Annotated in this window: 25 protein-coding genes; 8 read left to right on the top strand and 17 right to left on the bottom strand. The window is 55.9% G+C overall.

Features of this window, described 5'->3' with window-relative positions; translation table 11 throughout:
• Positions 1-65: 65 nt before the first annotated feature.
• The 14 genes from AC13DE_RS10080 to AC13DE_RS10015 all read right to left on the bottom strand — a co-directional run bounded on the left by AC13DE_RS10080 (position 66) and on the right by AC13DE_RS10015 (position 11,876).
• Positions 66-1,424, bottom strand: coding sequence for a glutamine synthetase family protein (locus AC13DE_RS10080; RefSeq protein WP_446296128.1), 1,359 nt, complete (start codon positions 1,422-1,424; stop codon positions 66-68).
• Entirely contained in the window at positions 1,424-2,104 is a 681-nt protein-coding gene (locus AC13DE_RS10075; protein ID WP_446296126.1) for a type 1 glutamine amidotransferase, read from the bottom strand. The genes AC13DE_RS10080 and AC13DE_RS10075 overlap by 1 nt, the downstream gene beginning before the upstream one ends.
• A 12-nt stretch (positions 2,105-2,116) precedes the next feature.
• The gene (locus tag AC13DE_RS10070; protein WP_483047735.1) at positions 2,117-3,451 is read right to left on the bottom strand and encodes a glutamine synthetase family protein; all 1,335 of its coding nucleotides are present in this window, start codon (positions 3,449-3,451) and stop codon (positions 2,117-2,119) included.
• A 99-nt stretch (positions 3,452-3,550) separates the two neighbouring features.
• Positions 3,551-4,357, bottom strand: coding sequence for an ABC transporter permease (locus AC13DE_RS10065; RefSeq protein ID WP_483047734.1), 807 nt, complete (start codon positions 4,355-4,357; stop codon positions 3,551-3,553).
• Positions 4,354-5,160 carry an ABC transporter permease gene (locus tag AC13DE_RS10060; protein WP_483047733.1) on the bottom strand — a complete coding sequence of 269 codons (807 nt, stop codon included), beginning with the start codon at positions 5,158-5,160 and terminating at the stop codon, positions 4,354-4,356. The genes AC13DE_RS10065 and AC13DE_RS10060 overlap by 4 nt, the downstream gene beginning before the upstream one ends.
• Positions 5,161-5,330: 170 nt before the next feature.
• Positions 5,331-6,065, bottom strand: a complete 735-nt coding sequence (locus AC13DE_RS10055) for a transporter substrate-binding domain-containing protein (protein ID WP_483047732.1) — start codon at positions 6,063-6,065, stop codon at positions 5,331-5,333.
• A 25-nt stretch (positions 6,066-6,090) separates the two neighbouring features.
• Positions 6,091-6,867 (bottom strand): ABC transporter ATP-binding protein, encoded by a 777-nt coding sequence (locus AC13DE_RS10050; RefSeq protein WP_446296117.1) that lies wholly within the window; start codon positions 6,865-6,867, stop codon positions 6,091-6,093.
• A gap of 125 nt (positions 6,868-6,992) precedes the next feature.
• The gene (locus tag AC13DE_RS10045; protein ID WP_446296116.1) at positions 6,993-7,433 is read right to left on the bottom strand and encodes a tellurite resistance TerB family protein; all 441 of its coding nucleotides are present in this window, start codon (positions 7,431-7,433) and stop codon (positions 6,993-6,995) included.
• Between the two features lie 37 nt (positions 7,434-7,470).
• Positions 7,471-7,908 (bottom strand): tellurite resistance TerB family protein, encoded by a 438-nt coding sequence (locus AC13DE_RS10040; RefSeq protein ID WP_446296114.1) that lies wholly within the window; start codon positions 7,906-7,908, stop codon positions 7,471-7,473.
• Between the two features lie 102 nt (positions 7,909-8,010).
• A complete protein-coding gene (locus tag AC13DE_RS10035; protein ID WP_446296113.1) occupies positions 8,011-8,304 on the bottom strand; it encodes a DUF1330 domain-containing protein in 294 nt (97 codons plus the stop codon).
• Positions 8,305-8,315: 11 nt separating this feature from the next.
• A complete protein-coding gene (locus AC13DE_RS10030) occupies positions 8,316-9,098 on the bottom strand; it encodes a 23S rRNA (adenine(2030)-N(6))-methyltransferase RlmJ (RefSeq protein WP_483047731.1) in 783 nt (260 codons plus the stop codon).
• Between the two features lie 23 nt (positions 9,099-9,121).
• Complete coding sequence (locus AC13DE_RS10025; protein ID WP_446296109.1) at positions 9,122-10,771, bottom strand: CTP synthase; 1,650 nt, start codon at positions 10,769-10,771, stop codon at positions 9,122-9,124.
• A gap of 179 nt (positions 10,772-10,950) precedes the next feature.
• Positions 10,951-11,319, bottom strand: a complete 369-nt coding sequence (secG, locus tag AC13DE_RS10020; RefSeq protein WP_446296108.1) for a preprotein translocase subunit SecG — start codon at positions 11,317-11,319, stop codon at positions 10,951-10,953.
• 161 nt (positions 11,320-11,480) lie between these two features.
• Complete coding sequence (locus AC13DE_RS10015; protein WP_446312473.1) at positions 11,481-11,876, bottom strand: DUF6524 family protein; 396 nt, start codon at positions 11,874-11,876, stop codon at positions 11,481-11,483.
• 215 nt (positions 11,877-12,091) lie between these two features.
• Here AC13DE_RS10015 and AC13DE_RS10010 point away from each other — a divergent pair, with 215 nt between their 5' ends.
• Positions 12,092-13,384, top strand: a complete 1,293-nt coding sequence (locus tag AC13DE_RS10010) for an adenylosuccinate synthase (protein WP_446312474.1) — start codon at positions 12,092-12,094, stop codon at positions 13,382-13,384.
• A 64-nt stretch (positions 13,385-13,448) separates the two neighbouring features.
• Positions 13,449-13,670 (top strand): DUF2842 domain-containing protein, encoded by a 222-nt coding sequence (locus AC13DE_RS10005; protein WP_446312475.1) that lies wholly within the window; start codon positions 13,449-13,451, stop codon positions 13,668-13,670.
• 62 nt (positions 13,671-13,732) lie between these two features.
• Here AC13DE_RS10005 and AC13DE_RS10000 read toward each other — a convergent pair whose 3' ends face one another.
• Complete coding sequence (locus AC13DE_RS10000) at positions 13,733-15,946, bottom strand: hypothetical protein (RefSeq protein WP_483047730.1); 2,214 nt, start codon at positions 15,944-15,946, stop codon at positions 13,733-13,735.
• A 146-nt stretch (positions 15,947-16,092) separates the two neighbouring features.
• Between AC13DE_RS10000 and AC13DE_RS09995 the strand changes: the two genes are divergently transcribed.
• Positions 16,093-16,773 (top strand): thiamine diphosphokinase, encoded by a 681-nt coding sequence (locus AC13DE_RS09995; RefSeq protein ID WP_483047844.1) that lies wholly within the window; start codon positions 16,093-16,095, stop codon positions 16,771-16,773.
• On the opposite strand, the gene AC13DE_RS09990 is transcribed toward AC13DE_RS09995, so the two are convergent.
• Both AC13DE_RS09990 and AC13DE_RS09985 read right to left on the bottom strand, forming a co-directional pair.
• Complete coding sequence (locus AC13DE_RS09990; RefSeq protein ID WP_483047729.1) at positions 16,709-17,635, bottom strand: DMT family transporter; 927 nt, start codon at positions 17,633-17,635, stop codon at positions 16,709-16,711. The two genes, AC13DE_RS09995 and AC13DE_RS09990, sit on opposite strands and share 65 nt — an antisense overlap.
• Positions 17,636-17,742: 107 nt before the next feature.
• A complete protein-coding gene (locus AC13DE_RS09985; RefSeq protein WP_483047728.1) occupies positions 17,743-19,146 on the bottom strand; it encodes a diguanylate cyclase domain-containing protein in 1,404 nt (467 codons plus the stop codon).
• A gap of 104 nt (positions 19,147-19,250) precedes the next feature.
• Here AC13DE_RS09985 and AC13DE_RS09980 point away from each other — a divergent pair, with 104 nt between their 5' ends.
• The 5 genes from AC13DE_RS09980 to AC13DE_RS09960 all read left to right on the top strand — a co-directional run bounded on the left by AC13DE_RS09980 (position 19,251) and on the right by AC13DE_RS09960 (position 23,597).
• Positions 19,251-19,529, top strand: a complete 279-nt coding sequence (locus AC13DE_RS09980; RefSeq protein ID WP_446296141.1) for a DUF3572 domain-containing protein — start codon at positions 19,251-19,253, stop codon at positions 19,527-19,529.
• Complete coding sequence (locus tag AC13DE_RS09975) at positions 19,526-20,221, top strand: HAD family hydrolase (protein ID WP_483047727.1); 696 nt, start codon at positions 19,526-19,528, stop codon at positions 20,219-20,221. Before AC13DE_RS09980 ends, AC13DE_RS09975 begins: the two co-directional genes overlap by 4 nt.
• 102 nt (positions 20,222-20,323) lie before the next feature.
• Entirely contained in the window at positions 20,324-21,886 is a 1,563-nt protein-coding gene (locus tag AC13DE_RS09970; protein WP_483047726.1) for a trimethylamine methyltransferase family protein, read from the top strand.
• 134 nt (positions 21,887-22,020) lie between these two features.
• Complete coding sequence (locus AC13DE_RS09965) at positions 22,021-22,608, top strand: heme NO-binding domain-containing protein (protein ID WP_446312481.1); 588 nt, start codon at positions 22,021-22,023, stop codon at positions 22,606-22,608.
• Positions 22,605-23,597, top strand: coding sequence for a diguanylate cyclase domain-containing protein (locus AC13DE_RS09960; RefSeq protein ID WP_483047725.1), 993 nt, complete (start codon positions 22,605-22,607; stop codon positions 23,595-23,597). Before AC13DE_RS09965 ends, AC13DE_RS09960 begins: the two co-directional genes overlap by 4 nt.
• Position 23,598: the final 1 nt, after the last annotated feature.

Below are 23,598 nucleotides of genomic sequence, written 5' to 3'. Positions count from 1 at the left end.
GCCGCTTCCTCTATTTCCAAATGGTTGAAAATCCCCGCCGGAGGCATCCATCGCTTCCAGCGCGCTCAGACGTTCATCAAAAGAAACTCGCGTTCCCAAGGTGAGATAACGTGAAGAAATTCTTCATACTCGGCGCGTTTGACGATTGCATATACACGGGCGAACTCTGGGCCCAATACTTCATGCAGGCCGACCGCATCTTCGAATAGATCCAGTGCCGACCCAAGGACCTGGGGGATATCTCCATCGCCATGGTAGGCGTCGCCCTTGAACTCGGGTTTTGGTTGTTTCTTTTCCATCAACCCCAGATATCCGCATGCAAGTGATGCAGCGATACCAAGGTAAGGGTTGCAATCCATCCCGGCCAGCCGGTTTTCCACACGGCGCGATGATGGCTTGGACAACGGGATACGTATCCCGGTGGTACGGTTGTCGCGGCCCCATTCAAGGTTAATAGGAGCGGCGTGATCCTTCACATACCGGCGATAGCTGTTCACATAGGGTGCAATCACCGCCAGTGCGTCAGGCATGTGGTTCTGCATGCCGGCGATAAAGTGATAGAACGTATCGGTTTCATCACCCTGTGCGTCCGAAAACATGTTTTCGCCGGTTTCCGCATCCAGCACCGAATGATGAATATGCATCGCGCTGCCAGGCTCGTTCGCGATTGGTTTGGCCATGAAGGTTGCATAGCAATCATGGCGCAGCGCTGCTTCGCGTATGAGGCGTTTGAAGTAAAAGACCTCGTCAGCGAGGCGAACCGGATCGCCATGGATCAGGTTGATCTCAAGCTGTCCGGCTCCGCCCTCTTGAGTAATGCCGTCAATCTCAAACCCCTGGGCCTCGGCAAAATCATAAATGTCGTCGATCACCGGGCCGAATTCATCCACCGCGGTCATTGAATAGGCTTGCCGCGCCGCAGCAGGGCGCCCTGATCGGCCCATCATCGGCTTGATTTCATGCGCAGGGTCCAGATTGCGGGCAACCAGAAAGAACTCCATCTCGGGCGCGACGACTGGTTCCCACCCCTGAGCACGGTAAAGTTCGACCACGCGCTTTAATACATTGCGCGGGGAATACTCCACCGCATTGCCGTCACGGTCATAGGCGTCATGAATAATCTGCAAGGTCCAGTCGGCAGTCCAGGGTGCGGCTGTCGCTGTCGACATGTCAGGGCGCAGGATCATATCCTTTTCGATAAACCCGTCAGCGCCAGCGGCTTCGCCCCATTCGCCAGTGATGGTCTGGTAGAAAATGCTGTCGGGCAAATGGAAATACTCTTGCCGGGCAAACTTTGTCGCAGGTACCGCCTTGCCACGAGCGATACCGGGCAAGTCCGGAATAATACATTCGACCTCGTCCAACCTTTTGTCGTCCAGATATTCGCGTGCGGCCGCAGGTAACTTGTCAAGCCAGTCGGACATTATGATCTCTCTTTTTTGAAAAAGTCAGCGATATGATCCGCGATTTTGGCATTGTCGGTTGGCGCATCCAAAAGCGCGGCGGCGGCGTCAAGCTGACGATCAGGTACCACCCCGCGGCCGCGCGTCCGGATCAACCCGTCAATAAAGTCATGCCCAAACTCGGGGTGTGGCTGGATGGTCCAGATGTTATCATCATAGAGCAAGGCCGCGTTCGCACAAAACTCTGACGACCCTACGACCTTGGCATCGGCGGGCAAAGCGGTAACTTGATCCTGGTGCCAGGCGTTCAACGCCAGCTTCTTGCCCTCGATGGTATATTCGGTGCGCCCGACGGCCCAGCCACCGGCAAATTTCTCTACCGTCCCGCCAAGCGCCTGGGCGATGATCTGATGACCAAAGCAAACGCCGACCAAGGGCTTGCCAGTCTCGCGAATGGCGCGGATCAACTCTTCCAATGGTGCGATCCAGTCGTGATCTTCATACGCGCCGAACTTGGATCCGGTGATCAGCCACCCGTCGGCATCCATCGCGGACGCCGGGAATTCGTTGTCCACGACGGACCATATCTGGAACGTGAAACCACGGTTATCCAAAAGCTTTTCGAACATCTGGCCATAGTCACCCATTGCCTCTTTCATGTTGTCAGGCGAATGGCCGGTTTGAAGAATGCCGATTTTCATGGGTTCACCTTTTCAAACGGTATCAAGATAGATTTCGACCTGCTCTTGCGGAGTCAGCTCCTGCATATAATGCAGTTCCTGGCGTTTGGTCAGGATGAAATTACGTATCATTTCCGGCGCGAATATCCGTGCAACTTCCGGGGACGCTTCAAACGCATCAATGGCGGATTTCCAGTCGCCGGGTATCTGGGGCAGACCGGCGGTATAGGCATTCCCGGTGATCGGTGCGGGCGGCTCGGTGCCGTCCTCTATCCCATTCATCGCGGCCCCCAGAACCGCCGCCAGCATCAGATAGGGGTTCACATCCCCGCCGGATACGCGGTGTTCGATCCGTCGCGCCTTGTGGCTGCCTGACGGAATGCGGATGGAGGACGTCCGGTTTTCGTAAGCCCAAGAAATACCTGTGGGTGCATGGGCCCCGGGTACCATCCGGTCAAAGCTGTTGGCATGGGGTGCGAACACCAACGCGCTGCCAGCCATTGCGTTCATACACCCCGCAACGGCGTGGCGCATCAATGCCGTGCCTTCCGGGCCGCCGTTGTCAAAGACATTTTCCCCTGTCTTGTCCAGCACGGAAAAGTGTGTGTGAAGCCCCGATCCGGGATAATCTCCATACGGTTTGGCCATGAAGCTTGCGGCAAAGCCGTGGCGACGCGCCAGCCCCTTGACCAGCATCTTGAACAGCCAGGCATCATCGGCGGCGCGAAGCGCATCGTCGCAATGCATCAGGTTGATCTCGAACTGGCCCAAGCCCGCCTCGGAAATTGCCGTGTCAGCGGGGATGTCCATTTCCTCGCAGGCATCATAAAGATCGGTAAAGAATTCGTCGAACTGATCCAGCGCCCGAATTGACAAAGTCTCGGCGGCCTTGCGTCGCTTTCCCGAACGCGGTGACAGTGGCACCTGAAGCTTGCGGCCAGAATCGTCGATCAGGAAAAACTCGAGCTCGACTGCGCACACAGGGGTGAGGCCGTGTTCCTTGTATCGGTCCAGCACCGCACGCAGGGCATGGCGCGGGTCACCGCCATAGGGGCGTCCGTCTTCGTGAAACATCCAGATCGGAAGCAACGCGGACGGCGCATCCAGCCAGGGCATCGGCAGAAAGCCGCGCTCAGTAGGGCGTAAGATCCCATCGGCATCACCGGATTCAAACACCAGCGGACTATCGTCGATGTCTTCGCCCCAGATATCGAGGTTCAGCACCGACATTGGAAAACGTGTACCATCTTCGACCACTTTATCGGCAAAGCGCGAGGGAATGCGTTTGCCGCGTGCCTGTCCATTCAAGTCGGCGGCGGCCACGCGAATTGTACGGACCTGTGGATGTTTGCGGAGCCAGTTCTTCATAACACACCTTGTAAGCGGCGGGCATGAAAACGGAGTTCTGAAGACGCGAAAACCCGGGTCGGCGCCCACGCGCCAAAAAATTTGATCAAAAAATCAATACTACCGTATCAGATTAGGACGCAAGCGAATTTTCTGAACCGCGTTCTGTGGCAGGTGTCGGTTCAGACGTCGGTTTATGACGCCGAAAATACCGATGATGACCAGGGTAAGAAGGATGAAATAACCCGCCAGAATTGGATAAGGGACAAACGGGTTGAATGTTTTATCGGCAAAGTAACTTGCATAATACAAGGCATCGCCGCGCTGTTGCCACGCGGGGAACCCGGTAAAGAACACCAACGTCGTTGCGTGAAACAGAAATATGGCCTCGTTGGTATAGGCGGGCCACGCAAGCCGTAGCATAGTCGGCCAGACGATCCGTCTGAAGCGTGGCCACCCCGCTATGCCGTATGCGTCCGCGGCCTCGGTGTCGCCCTTGGGGATGGACTGCAACGCCCCGTAGAAAATTTCGGCAGAGTAGGCTGAAGTATTGAAGAACAATACAATCAACGCCCCCAGCCACGCCGAGGTAAACATGTCGAAGAACGGGTGAACGGATTTGAGGCTGAGAAACAGGAAATAGCCAAAGAAGAACTGGATGAAAAGCGGCGAGCCCCGGAATACAAAGATGAACCATTCGGCAGGTTTGCGCACCAGGGGATTGGGCTGCGCCTTGGCAAACCCAAGCGCTGTGGCAAAGACAAATCCGGAAATCAGGGCGAAAAATCCGAAGTAGATATTCCAGATCATACCTGATCCGATCAGCGTGAACTGATCACACAAGGTAAAATCACTGCGCGGTAGCAGCCTTTCGCCGACCCCCAGCGATCTCAGCCCGTAGGACTGTATCGTGTCCCAGCAGCTCATGTCATCGCCTTTCGCTGGTTTTCACCGCCAGCCGTAGCTTGACCATGGGTCAATCGCCGCATCAGCCGGTCGAGAACGATTTCGGACAGCCGGGTAAAGCACAGGTAGAAGACCAACAGCGCCAAGAAATACCACATGCGCCAGTCCGGGTGGGGATAATCAGTAAAGCGCGGCGTCTTGGCTCCACCCAGTTCGCGGGCCCAATAGACAATATCTTCGACGCCAAGTAAAAACAGCAATGGCGTGGCTTTGATCAAAACCATCCACAAGTTCCCTAGGCCGGGCAGGGCATAGACCCACATTTGCGGTACGAGAATACGCCAGAACGTCTGGCGGGGTGACATGCCATAGGCTTCGGCGGTTTCAAGCTGGGCGTGGGGTACGGCTCGCATGGCACCGAAAAGCACATTGGCGGCAAATGCGCCGAACACGATGGCAAAGGTCAGCACCGCCAGTGAAAACCCATAGACCTCGTGTACCCATTGCGGCGAGCTTCCCAAGGGCATCTTCGCAGCCTGACAGACGATGAAATCGCTACCTTGTCGAATTGGTTGATCCCAATCGGGGCACTTAACCTTGTGCCGCAGGTATTCCAGCGCTTGGTCCAGCGCGATGACAAAGAACAGGAAAAATGCAATATCGGGCACGCCGCGTACAATGGCGATGTAACTGCGGCCGATCCAAGACAGGGGCTTGAACGGTGACCGCGCTGCCATGGCACCGCCAAAGCCAAAGACCAGCGCCGCGGGAGCCGTGATTGCAAGCAGCAACAAAACCGTGCCGAATGCGCCGTAGAACGCCATGTGCTTGCCTGTCGTCAGGTAGCAGGACAACCAGGACAGGCCAGAAAGTGTTTCGGGGTCAGTGCAGACAAAAATGGTGAAATGTCCCGGATTGGTCGCGCCTCTGATAAGGCACCCGCTGGAAAGACGTCAGTGGATATGGGGCGGCATATTGGCCGCCCCCAATCAGTTCAGAATGTTTTGGCGTCGTCGCCGAACCACTTGCGGATAAGCTCGTTCAGGCTGCCATCATCCTTCATGGATTGAATAGCGGCATCAAACTTTGCCTTCAGCTCAGTGTCGCTTTCACGCAGTCCCAGGCCGATACTACCGCCCAATGGAACGTCATCCCCGACGAAAACCAAAGCGCTGCCCGATTCTTCGACGGTGGGGGCCAGCGCGTCTTTGTCGGCAAACACCGCGTCGGCTTCGCCATTGTTCACGGCTGAAACGGTTTCATCGTAGGTTGCGAATTCGAGCAAGGTCGCGCCGGATTCCGCAACATAGCCCGCCTGGATTGTGCTTGTCTGGGCGGAAACGACGCCGCCTTTGATGTCGGCATCAGCAGATTTCGCGACATAGGCAGAGGCCGCAGGCGGGAAATAGTTTTGGGTGAAATCAATTACTTTTTCACGCTCATCGGTGATGCTCATACCCGCGATGATGGTGTCATAGTTGCCGGATGTAAGGTTGGGGATGATGCTGTCCCATTCGTTCGTAACCCATTCGCAGGTCAGTTCCGCACGGGCGCAAAGCTCGTCACCGACTTCGCGCTCGAACCCGTCCACTTCACCGGCATCGTTCAGAAAGTTATAGGGAGGATAGGCACCTTCGGTTCCCATACGGATGGTTTTACCATGCGCATCGGCCATCGCAAAGCCGGTGCTCAGTGCAAGTGCGGCTGTCGCCAATAGTAGTTTTTTCATGTTTAAATCTCCCAAATTGTTATTTCTACGCGGCGTGTGTAGCAGAAAGAAAGCCACGCAGACGTTCTGATTTAGGTGCGCCGAACACTTCGTCCGGCGTCCCTTCTTCCTCGATCAGGCCTTGGTGCAGAAATACGACGTGATCTGACACATCGGCCGCCAGCTTCATGTCGTGGGTCACGATCATCATCGTGCGGCCCTCTGCGGCCAGGTCCTTGATTACCTTGACAACCTCTTGCTCCAGCTCGGGGTCCAGAGCCGACGTCGGTTCGTCAAATAGCAGCGCTTCGGGTTCCATACACAGCCCGCGCGCAATAGCAGCCCGCTGTTGCTGCCCCCCCGAAAGCTGAGCAGGGTACGCATCGGACTTGTCGCCGATACCCACCTTGTCCAGATACCCTTGCGCTGCGCGTTCAACTTCGTCGCGGTCGCGGCGCAATACGGTCAGCGGGGCTTCCATGACGTTTTGCAAGATGGTCATGTGCGCCCATAGATTGAACTGCTGGAATACCATCGACAGATTGGTGCGAATACGCAGCACTTGCTTGGCATCTGCAGGGCGGCGGTGGTGGTCGCGACCTTTCCAGGCAACGGGTTCACCGTTGAACAAAAGCTCCCCCTGTTGGCTATCTTCCAGCAGGTTGCAACACCGCAGCAAGGTGGATTTGCCGGAGCCCGACGATCCGATCAGTGAAATCACGTGCCCCTTGGGGGCAGTCACCGAGACGCCTTTAAGAACTTCGAGTGGCCCATATGCCTTATGAAGGTTTCTTATTTCAATTACAGGTGGCTGCTGTGTCACTGTTCTGCCTTGTCGCGCTGTAAGACCCGAGTAAAGGTGATTTTCGGGGTCATTTGCAATCGCGAACTTGCGAAGGGGCCGGTTAATGTTCAACTGACCCGACGTAAGTTCAACAGATGCAGGAATTATCTTTCATCGTCGATCCGCTGGCGTACCAATGCGCTATCGGTGTCCGTAACGCCCAAAAGGTTGCTGACCAAACGCAAAAGCGCATTTTCTTCGTCAGATCGCGTCCCGTCCGCCAGGACCACGCTCCACAACGCCTCGATTACATCCAGACGTGATTCGTAGGGAACGGCATCTTTGATGGCACGCGTGAACCGAACCGTATCAGGGGCTTCGGCCTCGAGCGCCTCGGCATCACTGCGCAAATCGGCGATTTCAGCTTCATTCAAGCCATAGCGTGTGCCAATGATCCGGTTGATCTGAGCCCGTTCGGCGGGGGCATAGTCATTGTCCGATTTGGCGATACGTACCAATAACGCAGTCAACGCCAAACGCGCATCGGCGTCGGGCAATTGGGCGGGGTCAGGCTGGGTCAGCCGCTTAAGGAAATCTGAAAACATTTTTACCGTATAAAGTGGTCAAGGATAAAGGCCAAGGTCACAATGTACGCAAAGCCTTTTCGCGTGCGGATGCCATGTCTTTGTCGGTCAAGCCAAGCGCGGTTTCAATCGCCAAAAGCTGGATTTCTTCGTCTTCGTCGCGACCGCCATCCGCGAGCGCGACCGCCCACATCGCGTCACCCAAGGCTTTGCGATCTTCATAACTCACCTCTTCGCGCATGATCGCCGCGTATTCGGGTGTCCCCGGCGCATGGCGTTCAAGGGCTTCGCATGTAGCGCGCAGCTTTGCGGCCTCGAGGGGTTTGAGGCCGAACGTCTTCGCCAGAATTTTGTCAATCTGTCCGACTTCTTCCACACGGTAGGACCGGTCCGCCAACGCAACGCGCACGAGCAAAGCACCCAACGCCAACTGAGGTGTCGGCTGTGGAAGCGGCTTCGGGTCGGGCTTGCGACGGGGAAACAAACGGTCAAACATAGGCACTCTTTATCCTTCAAGATGTCCTATTTTAACACGAAGCTTAAAAAGCGGTTCCCCTATATGCGCTTTGAAGCGTGGGTGGTGCATAAAAACCTCAGACTATGGGGTATAGCCCTCGACGATGACCAGATTACCGTCTGATACACTGGCGCGGATGTCCTTTGCGGCTTGGTAACCCGCGCTTTCATAGCAGGCTACCGCATCCGCAAGACTGGCAAATTCGATCACGACGACTCGGGGGTGCGATGATCCTTCACGGATGTCAGGCGCAGCCCCCCTGACCAGGAACTTTGCCCCGAAATCGGCAAAGGGTTTGGCATTGGCTGCGCGGTATTTTTCATACACGGCGGCATCGTGGACATCGACATTGGCGATCCAGTAACCTTTGGGCATAGAGAGGGTCCTTATCTGGGCAAGCTCTTGAACTTGAGACCGAGCTTAGCCGCTTCTTCCCTCAGACCAAAGGGGGGATTAATCACGAACAAGCCCGAACCGACCATGCCGTGACCTGGGCGGGCAGGGGCAAAGTCAACCTCGTGTCGCAGCGCGTCAGGGTGGGCGGATACCAAGGTGCTTAGCATCCCGTGATGGGCTTTGCTGGTCAAAATGGGGTACCAAAGCGCGATAACGCCGACGTTCCACGCCTTGGCCAACTTGCCGATATTGCGGGGGATATCAACATAGTCGGTCTTGATTTCAAAGCTTGGGTCGATCAGCATAAGCCCACGGCGCGGCGTCGGCGGGGTCAGGGCAAAGGCCATGTCGAACCCGTCGCTATAGTGGCATTTTGCCTGATAGGGTGACATCGCAAGATCCAGCGCACTGTGTTCACCGGGGTGAAGTTCAGCAAGGTGGATACTGTCACCTTCGCGCAGCAGTTTGGCGGCGATAAGCGGGGAACCAGGATAGGCATGCGCGCCCTTTTCCCGGTTTACCTCGTCCAGTACCCGAACATAGGGATGATCGGGCGCGAACCATTTACGAGCGCGGCCAATGCCTTGCTCGGCTTCGCCGGTTTTCAACGCGGGCGCGTCAGACAGGTCGTACAGGGCGCGACCGGCGTGAGTTTCCAGATAGCTAAGAGGTTTATCCTTTCGCGTCAGGTAACTTAACATCCACGCCAACAGGCTGTGTTTGTGGACGTCCGCCAGATTGCCGGCGTGATAGATGTGTTGATAGCTTAGCATATCGGGGTCGCCTTTCGACAGGATCAGACGAGCCGCGACATGTCCTTGGCTGCGCGAACGAAATCCTTGAACAACGGGTGCGGGTCAAAGGGCTTTGATTTGAGTTCAGGATGAAACTGAACGCCGATGAACCATGGATGGTCCGACCATTCCACGATCTCGGGCAACTTTCCGTCAGGAGACATTCCCGAAAACGTCAGGCCGGCTGTTTCCAGCTGGTCTCTGTACGCGGTATCAACTTCGTAGCGATGGCGATGGCGTTCATCAATCGATACGGTGCCGTAGATATCCGCCACACGGGACCCTTCTTTCAGCGTTGCGTCATAAGCTCCCAGGCGCATCGTGCCGCCCTTGTCGTCGCTGAGCTTGCGTTCAACCTTGTGATTGCCCTGCACCCATTCTTTCAGGTGGTAAACCACTGGTTCAAAACGTTTCTTACCGGTCGATTCATGATCGAACTCCTCTGACCCGGCGGTGGCCAATCCCGCCACGTTCCGAGCCGCTTCGATCACGGCCATCTGCATGCCCAGACAAATGCCAAGATAGGGGACTTTGTGTTCCCGCGCATACTGCGCCGCCTTGATCTTGCCTTCGGTGCCGCGTTCGCCAAATCCACCGGGTACCAGAATTGCCTGAAAGCCTTCCAAATGTGATGCAAGGTCATCGGACTGGTCAAAGACTTCTGCATCTACCCACTCGATATTTACTTTGACCCGGTTGGCCATGCCGCCATGGGTCAGCGCCTCTGCGATGGATTTATAAGCATCCTCAAGCTGAGTGTACTTGCCCACGATCGCCACCTTGACCGACCCTTCGGGGTTATGAACTCGGTCGGATACATCACGCCAAACCGACAGATCGGGCTTGGGTGCAGGTGATATCCCGAAGGCATCCAGAACCGCTTGATCCAGGCCCTGCGCATGATACGCCAAAGGCGCGTCGTAGATCGTCTTCAGGTCATAAGCAGCGACCACGGCTTCCTTACGCACATTACAGAACAGGGCGATCTTTTCGCGCTCTTTCTCCGGAATGGGGTGTTCAGAACGACAGACAAGAATATCCGGGGCGATACCGATGCTTTGCAATTCCTTGACCGAATGCTGGGTGGGTTTGGTTTTCAGCTCGCCACTTGCGGCAAGATAGGGCAGCAAGGTCAAATGCATGAAGATACACTGACCCCGAGGCTTGTCATGACTGAATTGGCGGATCGCCTCGAAGAACGGCAGCCCCTCGATATCGCCTACAGTACCGCCGATTTCGCACAGCATGAAATCGACTTCGTCGCCGCCGACATCAAGGAACTCTTTGATTTCGTTGGTGACATGCGGAATGACCTGAATAGTCTTACCCAGATAATCTCCACGGCGTTCCTTTTCGAGAACCGTCGAATAGACCCGGCCGGAGCTGATTGAATCGGTCTTTCGCGCGGCAACACCCGTGAACCGCTCATAGTGGCCGAGATCCAGGTCAGTCTCTGCTCCGTCGTCGGTCACAAACACTTCGCCATGTTCGAAAGGCGACATCGTGCCGGGATCGACGTTGAGATAAGGGTCAAGCTTGCGCAGCCTTACCGAAAAACCGCGGGCTTGCAGCAACGCGCCTAGTGCTGCGGAGGCGAGACCTTTGCCAAGGCTGGAAACCACACCGCCGGTGATAAAAATATAGCGTGCCATGTGATCGAAGACCCCCGTGAAATTCAGATTTGATGTGGCAATAGCCAGCCAAATGAGCTGCGGAAAACCACAGCACCACGGGACTTAAGGCTAACAGGATTCGTAGGTGCAAGGCAAGGCCGTGCCGCAACATCGTGTGGCGTTTATCGACCTAAGCCCAAGCGATTGTAGAGGCTGAATTAATCAGCCGTCGGAACTTGCGGCGTGTTTTCCTCGGCGGTGGGTGGCAGCAGGCTGTTGCTGTCGGGCAGGGCCGGGGACGCGGGTACATTAGCGGCGGGCGGTGTGACGCCAAGCCGATCAATTACAGACGAACCGGCCGACTTTTCCGCAGCGATGATTGTCAACGTAATTGATGTAATGATGAAGAGTGTGGCAAGAACCCAGGTAATCTTGCCCATCGCTGTCGCAGCAGAGCGCCCGGATACCGCACCGCCACCGCCGCCACCGCCCATACCAAGGCCACCGCCTTCCGACCGTTGCAGCAACACGACTGCAATCAGACCAAGGGCCAGAATAAGATGGATGATCAGGACGACATTTTCCATTGGTACCTACGGCTCTTCGCTTTTCACTTTGGGCGTATCTAGGCAAGTTTGCCCATGGGGGCAAGGGAGGATTGGGGCCGCGATGCTTGTTCGCAATCCTTTGAGGGAAATTTGGTCACGGTCCCGGCTTTGCCATAGCGCTGTATCTACGCCGGTGTCGATCAGGTTTCAACGTCATCCACATCGGCCTGACCCGAAACGGCACGACGAAAGATGCTCCAGCTCAGGCCGATTCCAAGGACAAAGCTTAAGGCAAGAATCGCGATCCACGTGTTGAAGCTCGGGTTATCCAGTCGCAATATCCCAAAGTCATATAAGACCCACAAACATGCGCTGACCAGCGCAATTACCAGCAACATCCCCAAGCCTCCGATGGAACGAAGGGTGGCGCGCAGATAAATGATATATCCTATAAACAGCAACAGTCCCAACAGGACTGCGATCGACAGGTTCATATAACCATAGGCACGCACCCAGCTTACATAGTTATAAGCCGTAGGGTTAAAAGTTACCGCCAATAGAACAAAGGCAAACGCCCACCGCATCAAGAAACCCATTCGTATCGCCCTCGCCATGAAGCTGTGACCGAAAGTCGCTATGCTTCGGCCGTCCGCTTGAAAACTTATGTCATTTCTCCGGTAAATCTATAATCAAAGCGGATATTTGCGCTCTCATTGGTGCCGCGCATCATTTTGCAGTTTCGGTTCCGTGCCGCCGCCGCTATACCGGCGCGGGTTTGCACGGTTATTTGAACTGTTAAAGGAATATCATCATGGCCAATGTCGTTGTCGTAGGCGCTCAGTGGGGCGACGAGGGAAAAGGCAAGATCGTTGACTGGCTTAGCGAACGCGCCGATATCATCGCGCGGTTCCAAGGGGGCCACAACGCAGGCCACACGCTGGTGATCGACGGAACTGTCTTCAAGCTAAGCCTACTACCGTCAGGCATTGTGCGGGGCGGTAAATTGTCGGTAATTGGCAATGGTGTCGTGCTTGATCCCTGGCATCTGGTCAAAGAGATCGAAGCGCTGCGTGCCCAAGGTGTAACGATAACGCCCGACACGCTGATGATTGCGGAAAATACCCCGCTTATCCTGCCGATCCACGGTGAATTGGACCGGGCCCGCGAAGAACAGGTCGGTGTGGCAAAGATTGGTACCACTGGCCGGGGTATCGGCCCTGCGTATGAGGACAAGGTCGGGCGCCGTTCTGTGCGCGTGGCGGATCTGGCGGATGACGCCACGCTGGAGCTGCGCGTTGACCGGGCCTTGGTGCACCACGACGCGCTGCGCCGTGGGCTTGGGCTTGATCCCGTTGACCGTGACGCATTGATTGCGGCGCTGCGCGAAATTGCCCCTTCTGTGCTGGAATATGCTGCACCAGTTTGGAAAGTGCTGAACGAAAACCGCAAGGCGGGAAAACGGATTCTCTTTGAAGGTGCCCAAGGTGCGTTGCTTGATATCGATTTCGGCACTTATCCCTATGTGACGTCATCAAATGTGATCGCCGGTCAAGCGGCGACAGGTACCGGGATCGGACCGGGTTCGATCGACTTTGTATTGGGCATCGTCAAAGCCTACACCACCCGCGTTGGCGAAGGGCCTTTCCCTGCGGAATTGCACGATGCCGATGGCCAGCGTCTGGGGGAGCGGGGGCATGAGTTTGGCACGGTCACCGGGCGTAAGCGGCGGTGTGGATGGTTTGACGCCGTATTGGTCCGGCAGACCTGTGCGACATCGGGTGTAAACGGAATAGCCTTTACCAAGCTTGATGTTCTGGACGGTTTTGAGACCCTGAAGATTTGTGTCGGCTATGAACTGGACGGGAAAACGCTGGAATATCTGCCCACCGCAGCGGATCAACAGGCCCGCTGTACACCTGTCTACGAAGAAATGGCCGGTTGGTCCGAATCTACCGAAGGCGCGCGCAGTTGGGCCGACCTGCCGGCCAACGCGATCAAATATGTACGTCGCGTAGAAGAATTGATCGGCTGCCCGGTTGCGCTTCTTTCTACATCGCCGGAACGCGATGACACGATCTTGGTGACCGACCCGTTCGCCGACTAGGCTGGAGATATATCCAGCGCGGCGGATGCCGCAGTGATGGAGATGATCAAAGGAGACCCGCAAAATGGCACTCGGTTACAAAGCACGACGCAGATGGGCGCTGATCATATTACTTGTCGGCTTGCCGCTGTACATCATCGCCGCAGTCTGGGTGGTTGCGCTGTTTGATCGCCCGTCGGTGCTGGTCGAGATACTTGTCTACGTCGGTCTTGGGGTCGTATGGGCCATTCCGTTCAAGTTCATCTTCAAAGGGATAGGTCAGCAAGACCCTGACGACCGAGAATAACCTGTTTACAATAAAAAACGGCCCCAAACTCGGGGCCGTTTTTCATATTGTCCGTAATATTCTTAGCTCGCAGCGCGTGCATCAGGTTGAAATCCGATGTCATCAGTTGCTTTGAACTGTCCGCCGTTCAGTTTTTGCAGCTTACCTGTGCGCAACAACTGCCCGAAGTGCCGCAATCCTTCTTCGCGGCTAAAGTCTTCGTCGCTGCTCTGGCGCACCGTATTCATCAGCTGGGGTCTGGAAAACTGGTCCAGCCCTTCGACGAACGCCATATAGGCCGCAGCCGCTTCCAACAGATCAGGCAACTTGGTTGCCCCCATTTCGGATGCGAATTCGGCAAAGCCGCCGGCGGCGGCTGCCGGCGCATCTGGAACGGCCACTGCTGCAACGCGGCGGGGACGTACAGGTGCCGATACATGGGGTGCGTTCGTGTCGATACGCTGTTCTGCCACAAGTTTCAGCGGCGCAGGACGGCCCTCTGACGGACGCTCCGTCCGGGCATTGCCAGTCGCAGGGCGGCGCGGTCTTACTACTTCGGCTAGATCACTCCGATAGGCATTCTTGTCCTTTTCGTGGGCATCCGTACCTCCCAGTGCCGCGTCTGCCTTTCGGGCGGCGACTGCTGCACGAAGATGGGTAATCGCGTCGCGACGCGTGGCACCTTCCGGGTCGTCCATCTGGTTGTCGGTTTCCGCCAGCAAGCGGTTCATGTCTGATTCCTGATCCGCATCCAACGTCGGAAGGACCCGCCGGGCGGAGCCATCGAGCTGATGCGCATCTTCGGCCTCTTGCGATCCATCTGCCAACGTCGCCTCAACGGCGGCCAATTCACGCGCCAGTTCGTCTTCGTCTTCGTCAGATAGCGTCGATACAACACCGTGGTCTGGCTCGGAAGACGAAGCGTCAACGCTCTCTGTTTCCGGTGCGACCTCCTCCAACGCTCCTTTGGCGATGGCGTGTTCAAGATCCGCGCGCTTTACCTTGATCACGCGGCCACGGGGTGCATCCATCTCTTTGGGTTCGGATGCCACTTCGTGCTTTGTGTCTTCTTCCGCTTCAGCGACAGCGTCAGTTTCACTTGCCTTGGCTTCGGTTGGAACTTCTTCAGAAACCTGATCTTCGATATCGTCGTCCGAAGCCAGCGCCTCTGCTTCAGCCGAGGCGGAACCCCGTGTCACAACGGCGTCGTTAGCTTGCTCGGCAAGGGGGCTTTCGTCTTGGATCGCTGTCTCGGGGTCGGATGCCAGTTCGCTTTGTTCATCAAGGCGGCTCAGCAGCGAATTTACTTCCTCATCGCTTTGTTCACCTTGGTCGCGTTGCCGTGCACTGGTCATTTCCACCGCGTCATCAGCGTCCAATGCTTCTTCAATGTCGTGTACCGCGTCAGAAACGAGATCGGATCTCGGTGAAGATTGAGGTCCACGGTCCGTGTCTTCGGCATGCTCGTCTTCGCTGTAGTCGACCTTGGTTGCCTTGGTTTCCTGCTTGGACACGACCGCGCGGATGCGTTGCAGCTTTGCGGCAATACTATCGTGAGCCGAGACGCTTGGGGAGGGGATATTGGCACTATCCTGGATGTCTTCGGCAACAGGCTCCTCGTGGCGGCTCTCTGCGAAGAACGCGTCGATTTCATCGTCAGACTGATCGGAGACAGCAACTTCCTTGTGCTGAACCGGTTCCGCGGCCACTGCTGGTGCTGCGGTTGGCTCGGGTGCCTTGATCTTTGCGTCATCTGTCTGGTTCGCAGGCGCATCACGCTTGGCTTCGACAGGTTTCTCAATGGACTGATCTGCATCCTGCTCGGCTACGGGTTGGTCCGAAGGCTTGGCAGCATCGGGCTCAGGGGTCTTCGGTGTGACCTTGCGCGCATGACCCAACGCTTTCAGTGGGCTCACCTGATATGTCACATAGTAGGGTGAGGTATCCTTTTCGCCGCGAAGAGAGATACGATTGGCAGGTTCAGCTGTGGGTGCTTCGGCAGCGGGTTGCACTTCATCGCGCTGTTTATCGGCATTTGCATCGGGCTGAGCGCTCAGGACAATCTTGCCATCCTGCTGACGCGCCTCCACCCTGCGCGAAATTTCTTTCTGCGCAATGTGGGCCAACATGTCAGCGTCCGGTTGTGGCGGTTCTGCCCCGAAATAGCGGTCTTCCGATGCGAGGTCGCGAAAATACTCCGCAATCGCCTTCATGGTGCCGAATGAATCGTCAAAGCCTTCTAACGTACACGAAAAGGTGCCGTATGAGACCGTTAGAATTTTATTGTTATTCATCATCGGATGGTCGTCCTCTGCCTATTTGCAGCTTACTGTTTACCATGTTGTTCAAGTCTAAAGCGGCTCGAATCTGTGCCTATCAGCGTATCATTTTATGTCAACTTTGTGGCATTGTTTCCCGAGACCAAGGAATTTGCGTGATTGACATGATTGTTTCCAGTTTAACACCGCTCACCCTGGTGGGCGGGGGCGAGGCCTGCGTAGGCGACCTGAACGAGGCTCTGACGATCGCGCCGACCTGTGTTGCGGCGGACGCCGGGGCCTTGCTTGCGCTGAAGGCAGGCGTGCCTCTTGCGGCGCTGATCGGCGATTTCGATTCGATAGCCGAAACCGCTCTGGCGCAAATACCAAAGGATCGGCAATTCAAAATCGATGAACAGGATACAACCGATTTTGATAAAGCTTTGCGCAATCTGGATACACCTCTGGTAATAGGGGTGGGTTTTTGTGGCGGTCGCTTGGACCACCAACTGGCAGTATTGCATAGTTTGGTACGATACGCACATCGGCGCTGCATTCTGGTGGCGCAGTCCCAGATCGTTCTGCTGGCACCCCCCGAACTTGAAGTGGCAACCGTACCGGGCGACGTCGTATCGATCTTTCCGTTGGGACCGACACAGGGTCGCAGCGACGGGTTGGAATGGCCGATCGATGGGCTGGACCTGAACCCGCTCTCGCAGATTGGAACCTCGAATCGGGCGCTCGGCCCCGCTCGTTTGGAAATGGACGACCCGAATGCAATTTTGATGCTGCCGCGGCGCATTATTCGGCAGGTTGCTGAGGATTTATTGCATCCAGACGCCGCTGGATGGCCCCCTCCCGGATAAGAATATACACGCCTGCGGCCATCGTGACGGCTATGCCAACCATCGCCCACCCATCGGGGAAATCGTTGAAGATCAGCAAACCAATAAGCGTGGCGATCGGAATTTCCAGATACTGCATCGGGGCAAGCGTCGCGGCAGGCGCATAGCGCAACGACCAGGTCATCAACAGGTGAGCAAGACTGCCGAGAATTCCGATAGCGAGCAAGAGAAACCACTGGTCTGTGTTGGGCGTGATCATCGTGAAAGCGCCAATGCCCAGTTTTTCACCCCCCCATATCACGGGAACCATCAGCGCCACAGCCATCGCGCCGCTTACGGCTTGCAGGCTGATGGGGTCGGTATGTTTCGCAATCTTACGGGTCACCAGGATGAAAACCGAAAAGTTGGCAGCGACAAATACTGGAAGGATCGCTGGCCAACCGACCTCGGAAAAGCTGGGTTGCACGATAAGCAAGGTACCACCGAATCCGGCGACACACGCCAGTAATCTGCGACCTCCGACTTCTTCGGATAATACGAACTTACCCAGGATCAGCATGAAGAATGGCATGACAAACACGATAGCCACGGCATCTGCCAAAGGCAGGTATTTCAGCGCCGTGAACATGGCTGCGATCCCTGCGATATGCAGCAATGTGCGCAATACGGTCAGCCACAATACAACGCCGCGTATCCGCAATGGCCTGCGCGATAGCCAGACCAACGGGGCCAAAATAATCAGCTGTACCGCGAAGCGAATAAGAACCACCTGTGCAAGAGGGACCGAAGCCCCCAGCAGTTTCGCAACGGCATCGCCAAAAGGTGCCACGATGCAAAACCCGAGCATCAAGGAAATACCAATCAATGGGCGGTCTGTGGTCATACAAATCTTTCCTGCTGGTTACTTCGTGGCTTGCCGAAGGTGAAATTCGCAGCTCCCGATGTTGCAATGGGTCTTTCCCCAAAGCATAGAATATTGCGGTCAAAACATCAGGCTGCTTGGCGGATGAGCCTGACCTGATTTCGACCAAGGCTTTTCGCGCTGTAAAGTGCCCGATCCGCATGATTGATCAGTTCAGCCGCAATCTTGTTCACGGGGCGCGCCATCAAGGTATCGGCCGTGGCGATGCAAATGCCTATGCTGATTGTCAGGCTTACGGACGTCGGACCGTTGGGCAGCGTAAAGGGAGCGTCGCTGAATATGCTGCATATCTTTTTTGCTAATCTTGTCGCATCGGCATCCGTGATACACGGGAGGATCAACAAAAACTCTTCCCCCCCAATGCGCGCCAAAATATCTACAGGGCGAAGCTGCGACTTTAGCCTGCGCGACGTTTCCACAAGCGCGGCATCGCCCGACGCATGGCCAAAGGCGTCGTTTACGCGCTTGAAATGATCCATGTCAGCGATCATCACGGCAAACCCCTTGCTGGTGTTTTGGGTGTTCTCGGCAAGCCGCGTCAGCTCAGCCAGCGCGTGCCGGCGGTTGTACAGTCCGGTCAACGGGTCAAGTATCGCTTCGCGCAGCTCAGTGTCGACGCAACGGCGATTCAAATCCGCCTGACGTTTGCGCCGCAGCAGGCTGGTCAACCGCAACGACAGCTCCTCTACTTCAAAACCGTGGGGCATCAAGTCGTCGGCACCCAGATCAAGAACATTCGCACCGACAAGTTCGTCGGCAATGCTCTGGATGACCAGAATACCGCAGTGCCGCGTTACGGCGTTGGAGCGGATCGACGATATCATGCTCAATTGCGTCGCGACGTTTTTGTCGTTGCCTGACAAACCGATCACAAAGATATCGGGCACTGTCGAATTGCGCAGACACTCCAACGCGTCACCGAACGTCGATAAAGTTAACTTATTGGGCGACATGTCCCTGAGTTGTGACGCCCAAATATGGTTCACACGCTTTTCATCGCCCACCAGCTGAATGTGTCCGGGATGCACGAACCCGCTTTGAGATTCCGCCAGGCCAAAAGTCCGGCCAGCCCCGCCGCGCGTGTTCCATTCCTCGGAGGAGTTATACGCCCTGATCAAACTGCGTACCCGCCCCAGTAGCAGGGCATCTTGAACCGGACGGGTCAACACGTCGTGCACCCCTTGCGACAGCAGCGTCTTTCGGATCGCGGGATCGGGGTTGTCGCCGATCGCCAGAACGGGAATTCGCGCTGTCTGAGGCAGTGCCGCCAGCCCGCTGCACACCGCCGTTGCGTTGGCATCCGGGAGATTGAACGTCGTTATCACAAGGTCAGGTGGGGTCCGCTGGGCTATCGCCAAAGCCTCGGCCACAGTCGTCGCCTGGGTGACATCATAAAAAGAGGACAGAAGCTTTATCTTCAACATAATGCGATTGGTTGCAACGGCATCAATGATGAGGATTTTACCCTGCACTTGCGTTCCCTTCGCTAAAAAATTATTCGACCACCACATTCTTTTTGACCTTAATAGTTAACAAACCGTTTCGAAGATCTGTAACGGGAGGAAAAACCCCTGTGATCAAGCGAGAAGCCGCCGAAACTTTTGCGCTCCAAGCCCTGGCATGGCTTGCCGCAAATGATGACTTGATGCCGGTTTTCATGGGGGCCACCGGTGCGTCGGCGCAGGACCTGCGAAATCAGGCCGGCGATGCAGCCTTTCTAGGGGCGGTGCTGGATTTTTTGATGATGGATGATGCTTGGGTGATCAGTTTTTGCGATAGCGTTAACGCGCCTTACGACAGGATCATGCAGGCCCGCCATGCGTTGCCCGGCGGAGAACAGGTGAACTGGACATGACCGAAATAAAGGCTCTGCTTTTCGATAAGGACGGTACCCTTTTCGATTTCTCCGCGACGTGGGAAGCATGGGCGGCAGGCTTTCTGACGCGGCTAAGTGCGGGTTCGGACGCACGGGCGACGGCCTTGGGCCATCTCATCGGTTTTGACTTCAGGACCCGGAAGTTTTCCCCCGACAGCATCGTCATCGCGGGTACTCCGGCCGAAGTCGTACAGATATTGGCTCCGCAGGTTCCCGAGCTGTCCCCGCATGCGCTGCTTGATCTTTTGAATGAAGAAGCCGAGTTGGCACCGCAGCTTGAAGCTGTGCCCTTGCGGCCTTTGTTGACGTTGCTCAGGGAAAAGGGATTGGCGCTTGGGGTGGCAACGAACGATGCAGAGGCACCAGCGCAGGCGCACCTTGCGGAAGCTGGCATTACGGACATGTTCGATTTTATTGCGGGGTTTGATAGCGGTCACGGCGCAAAGCCCGGGCCGGGCCAATTGCTGGCCTTTGCGTCAAAGATCGGGGTCGAGCCGGGTCATATCGCCATGATCGGCGACAGCACCCATGATATGGTTGCAGGCCGCGCTGCCGGGATGGTTTGCGTCGCGGTGCTTACCGGACTTGCGACCAATCGCGACCTTGAAGGCCATGCAGATGTGGTTTTGCGCGATATTGGCGGCCTGCCGGATTGGCTGGATTCCCGATAGCGTTCGCAAACTGACGTGTAAAAAAACGACATCTGCGGTCGGAAACGGCAACGCCCTGGCGCACCTGTCGGTCTTTCTTGGAAACAACCGAGGGAGAACACCATGGCTGCACCCGATCATAATCGTCGAACCCGAAACGGTGGCCGGACAGGCGCGCGCACCCGCAGGGGGCGTTCAGCTATCGAACAGATGCCGTGGAACCCACCCGTCAACATCGACAGACCAACGGAACCGCTGACCCCCGAGGGCGTGCATGCGATCCATGACGGTGCCATGCGCATTCTCGAAGAGATCGGCGTCGAGTTCCTGAACCTCGAAGCGTTGGATATCCTGCGCAAAGCCGGCTGCACGATCAACGGTGAAAACGTGCGCATGGGGCGTGAATTTGTGATGGAGTGGATCGGCAAGGCACCCTCTCAGTTCACGATAACCCCCCGAAACCCTGATCGCACAATCACCATCGGGGGCAAGCACCTGCTGTTTGGCAACGTGTCTTCACCGCCCAACTATTGGGATATGTCTATTGGTACCAAAGTTCCCGGTACCCGCGCCAGGTGCCAAGATCTGCTTAAACTGACGCAGTACTTCAACTGCATCCACTTTGCTGGGGGATACCCGGTGGAACCCGTCGATATCCACGCGTCGGTGCGACACCTCGATGTTCTGTACGACAAGCTTACCATCACCGACAAAGTCATGCATGCCTATAGCCTTGGCAAGGAACGGGTAGAGGACGTGATGGAGATGGTCCGTATTGCCGGAGGGCTTAGCCACGCCGAATTTGACGCCACGCCGCGAATGTACACCAACATCAATTCGACATCGCCGCTTAAGCACGACATCCCAATGTTGGATGGGTGGATGCGACTTGCCAGACGGGGGCAGGGGCTGGTCGTGACGCCCTTTACCCTTGCGGGCGCGATGGCACCCGTAACAATGTCCGGTGCCGTCGCGCAATCACTTGCCGAAGCGCTTTGTGCTGTGGTGCTGGCTCAAATCATCAACCCGGGTGCCCCGTGCGCGATAGGCACGTTCACATCAAATGTTGACATGAAAACCGGCGCACCGGCCTTTGGGACACCCGAATACATGCGCGCGACGCAGATGACCGGCCAACTGTGCCGATACTACAATCTTCCGATGCGATCTTCGGGTGTCTGTGCCGCGAATGTACCCGACGGGCAGGCGATGTGGGAGACATCGAACAGCCTCTGGGCAGCGGTGCAGTCAGGTACCAATATGGTGTATCATGCCGCCGGTTGGCTGGAGGGCGGGCTGATTGCGTCGCCCGAGAAATTCATCATGGATTGCGAAGTTCTCCAGCAAATACAACGGTATATGGACCCTGATATATGCGCGACCGGACCGGATGAAATCGCATTGGACGCGATTAAGGCGGTTGGGAATTCCGGGCATTTCTTTGGAATTCAACACACCCAGGACCGCTACAGCACTGCCTTTTATCAACCGTTTTTAAGCGACTGGAAAAATTACGAAGGCTGGGAAGCCGCAGGAGCGGTCTGGACCCCCGAGCGCGCTCATCTGATCTTCAAGGAGATCATCGCGGAGTTTGAAGAACCGCCGATGGATGTTGCGATCCGCCAAGAGCTTGCAGAATTTGTGGCACGGCGGAAATCAGAGGGCGGTGCACCGACGGATTTCTAGCGCGTAGACCGGTTACCGAACCGAACGACTCTGCAGATGGATATCTGCACAATGCCGCAATTTCGCCGCAGAATCTTGGCGGATTGTTAACACGGAGCACCGATGTTCGGTGTTGGTAGCGGTAAAGGGTATTCATGCACGGGCTTATAAATAGAACTATCCAAAATTTTATCAGCGATAACTTCGGCGTTGCTGTCTGGAAGCAAGTCGCCAGACGCGTCGGAATGGACGATGAAGAATTTGAACCGATGCTGACCTATGAATACCGTCTGACGTCTGACGTGATTGACGCGATGTCGGACGTTTTGGAGCACCCCAAGTCCGAACTTCTGGAAGATCTCGGGGCTTACCTTGTCTCGAATCCTTCCCAAGAGGGGGTGCGCCGTCTGTTAAGATTTGGCGGGGTGGGATTTGAGGATTTTCTATATTCGCTTGACGACCTGCATGATCGTGCAAAACTTGCTGTTCCCAACCTTGATCTCCCGGTGATGGAGATTGATCAGGTTGAACAGGGTCATTTCACCTTGGTGTGTCGTGGTCCCATGCCGGGATTTGGCAATGTAATGACCGGCGTGCTGCGGGTTATTGCCGATGATTATGGGGCGCTGGTCCTGCTCGACAATAGTTGCAGTTCTGACGGATGTGAGAAGATTTGCATCAAACTGGTCGAACGCGATTTTGCAGAAGGGCGAGGTTTTGAATTGGGCGCTCCTGTCCCATGACCAGATCGGCCCATTCGCAAGTGCTGGATATCTTGTGCCCGATGCACCTGGTCGTCGGCAAGACCGGAAATATCCTGCATGTGGGTCCGACGCTGCGTAAGTTGCGCCCCGATGACACATATCCCAACACGTCCTTTTTCGACCATTTCGCAGTGATGCGACCAAAGATGATCCATTCGATCGAGGATATGCAGTGGCAATCGGGCATGACCATGCACTTGTGTTTCCGTCAAGATCCCTCCAGCACCTTCAAGGCTGTGATGGCCCCCTTTGGCGAAACCGCCGAAATATTTGTGATTAACCTGTCGTTCGGTATCACCATCCAGGAAAGCGTGCGCCGCTTCAATCTGACGAACGCCGATTTTGCCGCGACCGATATGGCGATGGAAATGCTATATCTCGTCGAAGCAAAGTCGTCGGCCATGTCTGCAACACATCGGTTGAACCTGAAACTGCAAATAGCTAAGATCGCCGCGGAAGAGCAGGCATTCACCGATACCCTGACGGGGCTGAAAAACCGTCGGGCGGTCGATCATGTATTGGGGCGATTGGTCGAAAGTGCCCAGGGTTTTGCGGTTATGCAGGTCGATCTTGATTTCTTCAAAAATGTGAATGACACGCATGGGCATGCGGCGGGTGACCATGTGCTCCAGGCTGCGGCAAGGATAATGGTAAACGAAACCCGCGCAGAAGATACGGTTGCCCGCGTGGGGGGCGATGAATTCACTTTGATCCTACCAAACCTTCACGACGCAAAAGATCTTCAAGCTGTCGGGGAGAGGTTGATCAACCGACTTGAACGGCCAATCATGTTTCATGGTCGCCAGTGCCGCATATCTGCCAGTATCGGTACCGTTTGGATACGGCCAAACAAGAACCTGGCGGCAAAGGATATTCTATCCTACGCCGACACGGCTTTGTATCAGTCAAAGAATACGGGCAGAGCGCGGCAAACAGTTCTGGAGAATACCGGTTCTGACCGACTTTGAC

This window comes from Sulfitobacter sp. L-8, assembly GCF_056859255.1.
This window is presented reverse-complemented; position numbering and strand designations above follow the sequence as displayed.